The organism is Mycobacterium sp. SM1, from assembly GCF_018361265.1.
Lineage (GTDB): Bacteria > Actinomycetota > Actinomycetes > Mycobacteriales > Mycobacteriaceae > Mycobacterium.
This window is the reverse complement of record NZ_JAFLNH010000004.1, coordinates 41,033-52,929: the sequence shown is the minus strand read 5'-3', so window position 1 is coordinate 52,929 and position 11,897 is coordinate 41,033. Positions and strand designations below refer to the sequence as shown.

Annotated in this window: 10 protein-coding genes and 1 CRISPR repeat array; of the genes, 2 read left to right on the top strand and 8 right to left on the bottom strand. The window is 65.1% G+C overall.

The window, feature by feature from the left end:
• Positions 1-213: 213 nt before the first annotated feature.
• Both rpsO and MSM1_RS16695 read right to left on the bottom strand, forming a co-directional pair.
• Positions 214-483 carry a 30S ribosomal protein S15 gene (gene rpsO / locus MSM1_RS16700; protein WP_213444650.1) on the bottom strand — a complete coding sequence of 90 codons (270 nt, stop codon included), beginning with the start codon at positions 481-483 and terminating at the stop codon, positions 214-216.
• 206 nt (positions 484-689) lie between these two features.
• Positions 690-1,664, bottom strand: a complete 975-nt coding sequence (locus MSM1_RS16695; protein ID WP_213444647.1) for a bifunctional riboflavin kinase/FAD synthetase — start codon at positions 1,662-1,664, stop codon at positions 690-692.
• 115 nt (positions 1,665-1,779) lie between these two features.
• On the opposite strand from MSM1_RS16695, the gene mntR reads away from it, so the two are divergent.
• Complete coding sequence (mntR, locus tag MSM1_RS16690) at positions 1,780-2,472, top strand: manganese-binding transcriptional regulator MntR (RefSeq protein ID WP_213444645.1); 693 nt, start codon at positions 1,780-1,782, stop codon at positions 2,470-2,472.
• 98 nt (positions 2,473-2,570) lie between these two features.
• On the opposite strand, the gene truB is transcribed toward mntR, so the two are convergent.
• From truB to MSM1_RS16675, 3 genes are read right to left on the bottom strand one after another with little or no spacing between them, the layout of a single operon-like run.
• Positions 2,571-3,455 (bottom strand): tRNA pseudouridine(55) synthase TruB, encoded by an 885-nt coding sequence (truB, locus tag MSM1_RS16685; RefSeq protein ID WP_213444643.1) that lies wholly within the window; start codon positions 3,453-3,455, stop codon positions 2,571-2,573.
• Positions 3,452-4,123, bottom strand: a complete 672-nt coding sequence (locus tag MSM1_RS16680) for a 4'-phosphopantetheinyl transferase (protein WP_213444641.1) — start codon at positions 4,121-4,123, stop codon at positions 3,452-3,454. Before MSM1_RS16680 ends, truB begins: the two co-directional genes overlap by 4 nt.
• Positions 4,120-5,097 (bottom strand): metallophosphoesterase, encoded by a 978-nt coding sequence (locus tag MSM1_RS16675; protein WP_213444639.1) that lies wholly within the window; start codon positions 5,095-5,097, stop codon positions 4,120-4,122. Before MSM1_RS16675 ends, MSM1_RS16680 begins: the two co-directional genes overlap by 4 nt.
• A 452-nt stretch (positions 5,098-5,549) precedes the next feature.
• Between MSM1_RS16675 and MSM1_RS16670 the strand changes: the two genes are divergently transcribed.
• Entirely contained in the window at positions 5,550-7,235 is a 1,686-nt protein-coding gene (locus MSM1_RS16670; protein WP_307857424.1) for a CocE/NonD family hydrolase, read from the top strand.
• Between the two features lie 32 nt (positions 7,236-7,267).
• A CRISPR array of direct repeats spans positions 7,268-8,378; the repeat unit is 35 nt; unit sequence CTTCAATGGTGTCCGGCCAAAATGACCGGAATCAG.
• Between the two features lie 172 nt (positions 8,379-8,550).
• On the opposite strand, the gene cas2 is transcribed toward MSM1_RS16670, so the two are convergent.
• The 3 genes from cas2 to csb2 are packed head-to-tail and all read right to left on the bottom strand — an operon-like array spanning position 8,551 to position 11,897.
• Positions 8,551-8,817 carry a CRISPR-associated endonuclease Cas2 gene (cas2, locus tag MSM1_RS16665; protein ID WP_236056817.1) on the bottom strand — a complete coding sequence of 89 codons (267 nt, stop codon included), beginning with the start codon at positions 8,815-8,817 and terminating at the stop codon, positions 8,551-8,553.
• A gap of 17 nt (positions 8,818-8,834) precedes the next feature.
• Positions 8,835-10,475 (bottom strand): CRISPR-associated endonuclease Cas1, encoded by a 1,641-nt coding sequence (gene cas1 / locus MSM1_RS16660; protein ID WP_213444636.1) that lies wholly within the window; start codon positions 10,473-10,475, stop codon positions 8,835-8,837.
• A 3-nt stretch (positions 10,476-10,478) separates the two neighbouring features.
• On the bottom strand, positions 10,479-11,897 hold the full coding sequence (gene csb2, locus MSM1_RS16655) for a type I-U CRISPR-associated protein Csb2 (protein ID WP_213444633.1): 1,419 nt from the start codon (positions 11,895-11,897) through the stop codon (positions 10,479-10,481).

Below are 11,897 nucleotides of genomic sequence, written 5' to 3'. Positions count from 1 at the left end.
GGCCGACCTGCCCCGCTGTGGAGCGCCCGGCAGCCACTACCGAAGACCGCCCGATACAGACCCCGATACAGACTGAGCCTTTCCTGTTCGTGACACGCCGGAACGGCACACGCAAGCCGCGTCTGCCGCACCATTCTCGGGGCCGGTCTGCCCCAGAATGCCCCCACTCTACACGCCTACCTGCCGGTTTTGCGCCCGCACGGCGGCGGGGCGTCACCGGCGCAGACCCAGCCGTTCGATCAGCGAGCGGTACCGCTCCACATCGGTCTGGGCCACATACTTCAGCAGCCGGCGCCGTCGCCCCACCAGCAGCAGCAAGCCGCGCCGCGAGTGGTGGTCGTGTTTGTGCACCTTGAGGTGCTCGGTGAGGTCGGCGATCCGCTTGGTCAGCAGCGCGACCTGCGCCTCCGGCGACCCGGTATCGGTGTCATGAAGGCCGAACTGGCTCAGGATTTCTCGTTTCTGCTCGGCTGTCAGCGCCACGAGCCATCTCCATCTGTTGGTCCGCGAAACTGGGGTTCGGGATGCGGCCGCCGCGAACCGCAGCACGCTCCGTTACGCCGGAAGTCTAGCAACGGGTTGGCAAGCCTTCCCGGCCTGTGCCCGCGCGGTAGGTGATTGCCCTGCTTTCCGGCGCCGCTCCCGGCCGAGCACCCCGCCTCAGCTGGCCCGGCGGGCATGCCACCACATCACCGGGCCGCGAGCAGGGCGCGTGCCCGCTCGGTGTCCGCGCCCATGGCGGCGATGAGCTCAGCCACCGACTCAAATTTACGCTGTCCGCGGATGCGCGCGACGAAATCCAACGCCACATGCTGCCCGTACAGGTCGGCGCTGGTGTCGAGCACGAAAGCCTCGACGGTGCGGGTGCGCCCGGAAAATGTCGGATTGGTGCCGATCGAAACCGCCGCCGGATAGCGCTCGCCCGGGATCATCGGGCCCGTCACCGGCCCATGACCCAGCACGGTGAACCATGCGGCGTAGACGCCGTCGGCGGGGATGGCCGAGTACATCGGGGGGGCCACGTTAGCGGTGGGAAACCCCAACGCCCGGCCCCGTCCGTCGCCGCGGACCACAATGCCCTCGACACGGTGCGGACGACCCAGGGCCTCAGCGGCGGCCGCCACGTCGCCGGCGTCCACACAGGCTCGGATGTAGGTCGAGGAGAACGTGACTACTTCGCTGTCGTGGCGCTCGGCCACCAGGGACATCGATTGCACCGCGAATCCGAAACGCTCGCCGGCCCGGCGCAGGGTGTCCACGGTGCCCGCGGCCTTCTTGCCGAAGGTGAAGTTCTCGCCCACCACGACTTCCACCACATGAAGCCGCTCCACCAGCAGCTCGTGGATGTAGCGCTCCGGCGTCAGCTTCATGAAGTCGGCGGTGAACGGCATCACCAGGAAGACGTCGATCCCCAATTCCTCGGCCAGCTCGGCTCGGCGGGTCAGCGTTGTCAGCTGCGCCGGGTGGCTGCCGGGAAAGACCACTTCCATCGGGTGCGGGTCGAAGGTCATCAGCACCGTCGGCACCCCCCGGGTCCGCCCGGCTTTCACCGCATGAGCGATCAACTCGGCGTGTCCGCGGTGCACGCCGTCGAACACCCCGATGGTGAGTACACATCTGCCCCAGTCAGTGGGGATCTCGTCTTGTCCCCGCCACCGTTGCACAACGCAAGCCTACGGCGGGTGGCCCGTGGCGGTCTTGGCCCACGACGGCCGGATCGGGCTGAAGGATCGCTGCGGGCGTCCCCATCCGGGGTGATCAATGCATACACTTCCGGTTGTGAGCCCTGACGACGAGCCCGGCGGTCTCACCGCGGTTGCCCAGGACTATCTGAAGGTCATCTGGACCGCGCAGGAATGGTCGTTGGAAAAGGTCAGCACCAAGATGCTGGCCGAGAAAATCGGGGTGTCGGCCAGCACCGCCTCGGAATCCGTTCGTAAGCTCGCCGAGCAGGGTTTGGTCGACCACGAGAAATACGGCGCGGTGACGTTGACCGAATCCGGGCGGCGCGCCGCGCTGGCGATGGTACGCCGGCACCGTCTGCTGGAGACCTTCCTGGTCAACGAGCTCGGTTACGGCTGGGACGAGGTGCATGACGAGGCCGAGGTGCTCGAACACGCGGTGTCGGACCGGCTGATGGCGCGAATCGACGCGAAGTTAGGGTTCCCGCGGCGCGACCCGCACGGGGACCCGATCCCGGCGTCTGACGGGCAGCTCCTGGCCCCGCCGGCACGTCAGCTATGGTTCTGCCGCGACGGCGACACCGCAACGGTGGCCCGCATCTCCGATGCCGACCCGCAAATGCTGCGATACTTCGACAGCGTCGGGATCAACCTGGACTCCCGGCTGAAGGTTCTGGCTCGCCGCGAATTCGCCGGGGTGATCTCGGTGGCGATCGAGTCGGCCGACGGCACTTACACCACTGTGGACCTGGGAAGCCCTGCCGCCCAAGCGATCTGGGTAGTGTCCTGAGCTCCTTGTTCGGCGTTCGGCTCGCTGGCGGCGTGACGACAGTGGCGCCGCCCTCGGGACCCGACCCACGGCTATGGACGCCGCCCATCTGTCCCGAACTACAGCGTGGCCGGGCGAAGCACCACCACCGACTTGGTCCGCGCGCCGGCGTCTTCCAGCAGCGCGATCACCCGCCCGTCGGCGGCGACGGCGGCATAGATCCCGTCGAGCCCGGCCGCCGTCAGCGGACGCCCGTTGGCGGCCGCCTCGACCTCCTCGCCGGCCAGGTCGCGAGCGGGAAACATCTGCAGACACACCTCGTCGAGGGTCAGGCTCAGCCGCGGTCGCTCGGCGAGCTCGTCGAGGGTTCGGGCCTGGTCCAGCCCGAACCGCCCCACCCGGGTGCGCCGCAGGCTGACCAGATGCCCGCCGACACCCAGCCCGTCGCCCAAATCGCGGGCGAGCGCCCGGATGTAGGTCCCCGGCGAGCAGTCCACCTCCACGTCAAGATCGACGAGGTGATCGTGCCGGTGGGTGGCCGTGATGTCGAACCGGTCTATGCGCACCGGCCGAGCGGCCAGTTCGACGGCCTGCCCTTCCCGGGCGAGCCGGTAGGCCCGGCGACCGCCCACTTTGACGGCGCTGACCGCCGGCGGCACCTGCATGATGTCGCCACGCAGCCCGGCAACCGCCGCGGCAATCGCCGCGTCGGTCAGATGTTCCGCCGAAACCTGCCGCGTCACCGCGCCGTGCGCGTCCTCGGTGGAGGTGGACTGGCCCAGGCGAATGGTGGCGGCATAGGACTTGGAGGCCTCGCTCAGCAGTCCGAGGATCTTGGTGGCCCGTTCGACCCCGATCACCAGCACACCGGTGGCCATCGGGTCCAGCGTCCCGGCGTGGCCCACCCTGCGGGTCCCGAAGATCCGCCGGCAGCGAGCCACCACGTCGTGACTGGTCACCCCGGCCGGTTTGTCGACGACAACGATGCCCGGGCCCACGCTCATAGCACGATCGCCGTGAGCACCAGGTCGCGCTCGACCGACCAGCGACCGGTTAACTGCGTCAGCGGTGGTCCCGATAGCGCTGAGGCGTCGATCAAGATCCGCGAAATGAAGCCACCGCCGCTTCCCGCGGCGTCGAAGGTGATATGGGCGTCCTCGAAACCCAACCACCGTTTAGTCAACGGGAACCACGCTTTATACGTTGCTTCCTTGGCGCAGAACAATATTCGGTCCCAATGCAAGCTGCCCGGCAACGCCGCGATTTCGCGGCGCTCCTCTTTTAGGCTGATCGCCTCCAGCACCCCGTCCGGCAGCACGGCGTGCGGTTCGGCGTCGACGCCCACCGAGCGCACCGTAGAGCCGCGGCCCACCACCGCTGCCCGATAGCCGGTGCAGTGGGTGATGCTGCCGACGGCACCGTCGGGCCAGAGTGGCTCACCCTTGTCACCCTTCAGGATCGGCGCTGCCGGCAGCCCCAGTCGGCGCAGCGCGATCCGCGCGCAGTGACGGGCCGTCGTGAACTCGTTGCGCCGCTTGGCTACCGAGCGCGCGATTAAGGGCTCCTCTTCGGGTAGCAGTGCCAGGCCGGGTGGGTCGGCGTACAGCTCGGCGAACGCCAGGTTCTCCGGGTCGTCGGGCAGCACGGACGCCACCAGCGTGTTCACCGTCATCGTGATTGGCGCTGACGCAACCGTTTCCGAAGCCGTTCGGCGTGTGCCCGTAGTTCCGGGGTGATAACGAAGTGCCCACCGAACTCGTTGAGATAGCCGGGCGCGTACCGTGGTTCCGGCAGCACCTGACGAAGCCAGCTGAAAGGCTTGCGACGCCGCCATTCCCGTGGGTAGCCCACCGATACCTCCTCGAAGCGAACCCCGTCATGCCAGGTGGTGCGCGGGATGTGCAGATGCCCGTAGACCGAGCACACGGCGTTATAGCGGGTGTGCCAGTCGGCGGTCTCGGTGGTTCCGCACCACAGCGAGAACTCCGGATAAAACAGCGCATCGCAGGGCTCACGCACCAGCGGGAAGTGGTTGACCAGCACCGTCGGTGTCATCCAGTCCAGGTCTTCCAGCCGGGCGCGGGTCCCCGCGAGCCGGTCGTGACACCACTCCTCCCGGGTGGCGTACGGCCGCGGCGACAGCAGAAACTCATCGGTGGCCACCACGTTGCTCGCCCGCGCGACCGCCAGGCCCTCGGCTTTGCTGGTCGCCCCGTCGGGCAAGAAGCTGTAGTCGTAGAGCAAAAACATCGGCACGATGGTGGCCGGGCCGCCCCGCTCGGTCCACACCGGAAAGGGATGCTCGGGTGTGACCACCCCCATCTCGTCGCACATGTTGACCAGGTAGTCATAGCGCGCGCGGCCGAAGATCTGCACCGGGTCGCGGTTGGTGGTCCACAGCTCGTGGTTGCCGGGAACCCAGATCACCTTGGCGAATCGGCGGCGCAGCAGCTCCAGCGACCAGCGGATGTCGTCAATGCGCTCGGCGACGTCACCGGCGACGATCAGCCAATCGTCCGGCGACGACGGGCGCAGCGACTCGGTGACCGCCTTGTTGCCGAGGTGGCCGATGTGCAGGTCGGAGACCGCCCACAGCGTCGGCTGCTGTGCACTCGCCGGCTTTTGCCCCGCTTCCTGCCAAGCCACGACTACCCACCCTAACGGCCGGTGTTTTTACGACGCTGGCCCATGGCCTCTCGACCACCGGGCCCGCCCACCCGGAGCCGCCCGCGGCAGGCGATGGCGCTGGTCGCCCGGGGCCGGCCCGTGCGGTCCACGGCCCGCCCCTGAGCCGCCACCCCATCGCGCCGCGCGGCAGTGCACTTCCTGCCATCCCGTCGATGGGCGGGCGCGCCTACGGCTGACCGACGAACGTGGGCTGTCGATGTCGGCGGGCACGGCGATCACCACCAAGTTCGCCAAAGCGCATGCGGCTGATGAGCGACCATCGGCTGACCGTATGACAATGCTCGACGGCACTTGAGGGCCGCGGCCCGACCACCCGGCGGGGGTTGGCGCCCGGCCACCAACCTGCGTGGCGAGCGACGAGGTTTCGCCCTGCTCCGTCGTCAAATAGCGAGAGCCCATACCCTAGGCCCGTGACCGCCGCATCCGAGCAACCCGTGCGCGTCCAGCGGCGCATCATGGCCGGGCGAGTCGGTGACCGCGCCCTCGGCGGTTTGTTGGGCCTGCCGCCGGCGACCACCGAGTACACCGTCGACCGCGTTCGGGTCCCGATGCGCGACGGAGTCGACCTGCTGGCCGATCACTACACACCCGCGACCCCGTCCGCCGGCACCATCCTGGTTCGCGGTCCCTACGGCCGCGGGTTTCCGTTCTCGCTGGCGTTCGCCGGACTCTACGCCGCCCGCGGCTACCACGTCGTCCTGCAGAGCGTGCGCGGAACCTTCGGCTCGGCGGGTGTGTTCGAGCCGATGACCCACGAGGCCGCCGACGGAGCGGACACCGTGGCGTGGCTGCGCCGGCAGCCCTGGTTCAGCGGCCGGTTCGCCACCATCGGAATCTCGTATCTGGGGTTCACCCAGTGGGCGCTGCTGCAAGATCCACCGCCGGAACTGGCCGCCGCCGTCATCACCGCGGGCCCGCACGATCTCAGCGCCTCCTCCTGGGGCACCGGCTCGTTCACGGTCAACGACTTCCTGGGCTGGAGCGACCTGATAGCCCACCAGGAAGACCGACCCCGGATACGCACGGTGATCCGCCAGCTCACGGCGCGACGACGGCTGGCCCGAGCGACCCTCGGGCTGCCGGTGGGCGCGGCGGGCCGGGCGCTGCTGGGCGACCGGGCGCCGTGGTATGAATCCTGGCTCGAACACCCCGACCGCGACGACCCGTTCTGGGACCCGCTGCGCATGGGCGCCGCGCTGGAGCGGGCGCGGATCCCGGTGCTGCTGCTGAGCGGCTGGCAAGACGTGTTCCTGCGGCAGAGCCTTGAGCAGTACCGCCGCCTGCGCGAGCGGGGCGTCGACGTGGCCCTGACGGTCGGGCCCTGGACCCATGCCCAGCTGCTGACCAGGGGACTGGGCACCATCTGCCGCGAATCGCTGGCCTGGCTGGACGCCCACCTGCGCGGCGCACGCATCGGCCCCCGAGCCAGCGCGGTGCGGGTCTTCGTCACCGGCCAGGGCTGGGTCAACCTGGCCGAGTGGCCGCCGCCGAGCACCCAGCGTGTGTTGTACTTGCAACCCGGCGGCGGCCTGGGTGCGACGGCACCGCCGCCGATCTCGCCGCCCGCGACGTTCCGCTACGACCCCACCGACCCGACACCCACCGTCGGCGGCCGGATGCTGTCGCCGCAGGGCGGTTACCGCGACGACACTCGGCTGGCCCGGCGCAACGACGTGCTCAGCTTCACCGGCGACGTGCTCACCGCCGATCTGTGCGTGGCCGGCAACCCCGTCGCCGAGCTGGCGCACACCGCCGACAATCCCCATGTCGACGTGTTCGTCCGGGTGAGCGAAGTTGGCGCGCGGGGCCGATCGGTGAATATCAGCGAGGGCTACCGGCGGCTGTCCCGCCCGGTGGGCACCCTCACCATCGAACTCGACCCCATCGCGCACCGCTTCCGCGCCGGATCCCGCATCCGCGTTCTGATCGCCGGCGGCTGTCATCCCCGGTACGCCCGCAACCTGGGGACGGGCGAGCCGCTGGTGACGGGGGTGCGCATGAAACCGGCCACCCATTCCGTACATTTCGGCTTCTCACGGCTACTGCTTCCGGTGTCACCCGACGGCGGCGCGGACCCGGGCGGCGATCCGCCGTAGCGTAGCGTCGTCCTGCAACCGGTACCCAGTTGCCTCAATGGTGTCCGCCCAAAATGACCGGAATCAGGGGCTACGGATGGTTTCGTCGCATCCAGCTGGGCCTTCTTCAATGGTGTCCGGCCAAAATGACCGGAATCAGAACCCACCACGGCATCACCCCGGGCGTCATCAAAATGCTTCAATGGTGTCCGGCCAAAATGACCGGAATCAGCGCGGTGTTGGTGACGGTCTGGGCGAGCATCTCGGCGCTTCAATGGTGTCCGGCCAAAATAACCGGAATCAGATGGTGTAGTCGATGCGGTAGGCGGACGGCAGGTTGCTTCAATGGTGTCCGGCCAAAATGACCGGACAGGAAGATGTGGAAGGTGCCCGTGCGGTCCCCATCTGTGCTTCAATGGTGTCCGGCCAAAATGACCGGAATCAGTCCCGTGGCTGAAGTCACGGTTGCCGTCGCTGTGGACGCTTCAATGGTGTCCGGCCAAAATGACCGGAATCAGGAGGACGCTTTTCGGCGCGGGGAAAGAGCCGCCGCCCTTCAATGGTGTCCGGCCAAAATGACCGGAATCAGATCAAGACCGGTTCGCTGCCGCCTACCCCAAGGCACCCTTCAATGGTGTCCGGCCAAAATGACCGGAATCAGCGGCGCGGACGGCACCACCCCGGGAAAATGGTAACCCCTTCAATGGTGTCCGGCCAAAATGACCGGAATCAGGCGCAGCAGTGCCGGCACGCCGCCTCGAGCCGCCCTTCAATGGTGTCCGGCCAAAATGACCGGAATCAGTGATGGTTGCAATAAAAACCAGCGAAGCAATCGTGGCCCTTCAATGGTGTCCGGCCAAAATGACCGGAATCAGCTGCCGGTAAAATTGATAGCCCCGACAGGTAGGCGACCTTCAATGGTGTCCGGCCAAAATGACCGGAATCAGCCGCTCGGCGGCTCGCGCCCACGAGGGCGGCACCGTCCCTTCAATGGTGTCCGGCCAAAATGACCGGAATCAGTTCGAGCCATTTGAGGTCGATGCCGTTTTGCAGCGCCCTTCAATGGTGTCCGGCCAAAATGACCGGAATCAGGATGATGGGAGAGATGATGAAAACCACCATCCAGGTCCTTCAATGGTGTCCGGCCAAAATGACCGGAATCAGGGCTCGATGAATCGGAGCCCAATAACCTGCTACGATACCTCCTCCGGCGAGCGGTGAGCATGTCAGCCATCTGCTGGCCCAGTGGAAACAACGCTGACCGTCTATCCCTGCGTGCGCTACCTGGGCGCGAGCGCTGTCCTGGACCTGGCCCGTCACCGGAGCGCTCGCGGTTTCATACAATCTGCGGTCCTTCCTGCGGTACGCGCCGGCGACGACCGATCTGGCTAACAGTGGCAGCTGAAGACGTAGGGCCCAGGTCAATCCGAACGACGCTGTCCTCAACGAGGTCCATAACTGCAGCGACCGCTGCTTCGAGTTCCGCAAGCTCGGCGATGGTCAGATCACACAGAAACACCGAATATTGCAGGCGCTCACCATGATCTTCCATCAGGCTGCACACACGTCGCAGTCGTTTGGGGTCGCCGACGTCATAAGCCATCAAGTAACGGCGCCGCGTCATCTCGTTACCATTGGGACGTACTCGGGAAGTTCCCCAACAAGCACTGCCGCCAAGAGTCGCGCCTGGACGTCAAGCACTCGGCGGTAGCTGATCTTGTAACCGAAAATAGGATGTCGGATCTTTGTCTCAAGTCGACGTTCATATGCTTTCAGCACCCTCTTCCTTCCCTCGCTGGTCAGTGCAACAGCGCCGGCACGCCTGATAAAGTCATGCGGCCCGATCTCGCCGTTATTCACCACGCGAATTACCACCGAGTCGGCGATAAGAGGGCGAAATTCCTCAGCTAGATCCAGTGCAAGCGCTGGCCGTCCGTACCTAGACCTGTGGAAAACGCCGAGATATGGATCAAGGCCAACCCCTATGGTAACGGCGACTACGTCCTTAATCAGCATCGAATAGCAGAACGACAGCAACGCGTTCAGGGGATCTGGTGGCGGCCTGCGATTTCTCCCAAGCACTGAGAACTGCGAGGCGAACTCAGAGCAAGCATCCGACAGCATGTTGGGAAATGCAGCGAAATAGAGCCGGGCCGCCGTACCTTCGACACCGAGTAGAGCGGAGAAGTTGTCGCACTCACGAGCATCTGCAGACAGCTGCTTCAGCATGGCCACCGTCGCAGCAACATCGGCGCGGGCATCGCGGCGCAGCAGCGTACGACAATTCGCAATCTTTCCAGCAATCATGTGCTGCGCCAATCTGTTTCCACCCTGGGCATGTGCGGCAGTCTGCCGCCGCCGCACCTCGACATATCTGGAAAGCTGTCCGACCGCGAAACCCTGCAACCAGCCGCCGGTGCTCATCCACAACACCGGGATCTCTCGCGCAAAGCATTCATGAAGCGCCTGGGTGCTGACTTGGACCCGCCCGAACACCACCAGCTGCTGAACGTCGATCAGCCGAAAGGACGCGATCTTCTCCTTGTCTCGTGTGACTTCGAGTCGGGCGCTGCGAACACCGACGAATGAACCCGGCTCTGTGACGTACACCGGCCGCTGGTCGGGATCCCGTGGGACCAGCCGGCGCGGTTGTTGTTCCTGGCGGGCGAGCAGCGCATTCGTCTCGTCAGGCAGGCACAGGCCCACCAGTGAGCACCGCACACACTTTGGACTGTTCACGAGTGGCAGCGGCGCGGCAGCCTGCTGCGCAACCCGCCGGGCAGCCACGACAATGTCCGCGGCGCCCGCAAGCCGTTCAGGGGTTAGTTCGACGGCCACACGTCGTCGCGACTTCGCGTAGTAGAGTTCGGCTCGATCGCTGCGATACCCATTGTGTCGCAATATCATCCCCTGGATGCAGACCTGCACTTCGTCGCTCGGCCACGGTGTGCCATCTGCCTGCGGCTCGCCCTTCTTGTAGTCGATCGGGATCACGCTGCCGTCGATACCCTCGATCACGTCAATCTTGGCGATCACACCGAGTTCCTGCGAACTGAGCATTACCGATCTCGCCGTGCGCAACTGACCCTCGTCGGGAAGCGGGGCGGCGCCAGTTTCAGTGTCAACACGACGGTGTATCTGCTGGCCGACCCGGGTGTCGTCGCTGTCGGCGAATCGGGCCTCAACCCATTCGATGTAGAAGAGTCTCGGGCAGTAAACGAACTCATTGACCATCCGCGCAGGCAACAGGTCTTCGTCCATCGCTCAGCCCTCAGGCGTGAACAGTCCGAGCCCGAAGTGGCTCAACCAACCCAATGTGAGCGGTCCCTGAGTTGGTTGCTTGAATCGCAATCGAAGAAACTCAGAAGGTAGGCGTGCCTGACCCTGCCGCTTGTCCCCGCGCATACGCGCGCTAGGACGGTGTCTTACAAACGCAGTCCATGGTCCGTCAACGAACTCGATATCGTCAGTCGGTTTGCGACCACGTAGCTCAAGCTCGCGTTGAATCTCGGCCACAACGAAACTGCGCCACTCGTCACGGTTCTTTTTCGGGTATCGAGCTGGCGTGAATGGCGTGACGGCACACCATGTTCTAGCCGGTCCGACAAGCTCCGGAGCGACTTGCTCAACGATGCCAACCCCGGAGACCCGCACCCGGACACGACGTCTGTAGTCGTAAAGCGCCCGAATACCACACAAAGCGCTCAGTTCTTTGTCCGGAAGCGCGCCGGGCACCCAAACCAAAAGGCCGATCAATCGTCTGTCCCGAAGAATCGGCAGGTAATGCGCATGCAGACCGCCTTTCATCGGAGCGTTTTCAGAGGTTTTGCCGCCGAGCATGGTGCCTTTTGCAATCTCACCGAGATGCTTGATCGCCGCCTGACGTATTAGGTCCGTGTAGATAACGGCGTCGGTTTCAGGTGGAAGCCCAGCATGCAAGAGATCAAAGCGCACCGCAGTGACCGTCCTTGCACGCCGGGATTCCATAGCAGTGAGCAAGGTCTCAGGACGCGACTCAAGACCGTACGGAACAAGCCGTGAGCCTACCGGAAACCTCAGCCCTCTTCGGCGCACCTCAGCAGGACGCGCGAGAAGCGTGGCTACAACCAAGGGGATCTCCGGCGTAAGAACCGAATTGACCTCGACGTAATTGTCCACACGTTCGGCAACATCGAGCGGCTTCCAGACTGCATGTCCAGTAGGGTTCCAATTTTTTTCCACTTCACCAATGCAAATGCTATCCGCGCGGCCGAAGTATGGAATCGACTTCGCTATACGAAGCAGCACACCAAGCCGGTCCGGTTCGAGTTCAACTGGCCATTGCGCGCCCAGCTGCTCCTCCGTACCAAATACAGCGAACGAATCAAGCGTGCGATCTTTTCTGCGATCTTTTCCGTACTTCGCATCCGGATAGTAGTACTTCGCATCCGGATAGTAGTGCCTGCTGTGAGAGATGTTATGGGCCGGAACATAGAACGTGGGCGGTACGGCTAGATCGGAAAGAAGGTGGTGCACAGCGGATTCCGTAATATCAGGGCAACGAGTCTGCCACACCGCGTACAGCATGCGCAATAATCGCCATGGGGACGGTGGCAGCTCGACTGCGCCTTCGTTCACGTGCCGTTCCCAAGGCGTCGCGTGATACCGCCCAAGTGGGAAGGTGAGCACCAACGTGGTCGGCAT

What these genes read in the sequence shown, in the direction of transcription:
- truB (WP_213444643.1), bottom strand. Translation starts at nt 3,455, where the DNA reads ATGAGCGTGGGCCCGGGCATCGTTGTCGTCGACAAACCGGCCGGGGTG.
- MSM1_RS16680 (WP_213444641.1), bottom strand. Translation starts at nt 4,123, where the DNA reads ATGACGGTGAACACGCTGGTGGCGTCCGTGCTGCCCGACGACCCGGAG.
- cas2 (WP_236056817.1), bottom strand. Translation starts at nt 8,817, where the DNA reads ATGGCTTATGACGTCGGCGACCCCAAACGACTGCGACGTGTGTGCAGC.
- cas1 (WP_213444636.1), bottom strand. Translation starts at nt 10,475, where the DNA reads ATGGACGAAGACCTGTTGCCTGCGCGGATGGTCAATGAGTTCGTTTAC.
- csb2 (WP_213444633.1), bottom strand. Translation starts at nt 11,897, where the DNA reads ATGCCGACCACGTTGGTGCTCACCTTCCCACTTGGGCGGTATCACGCG.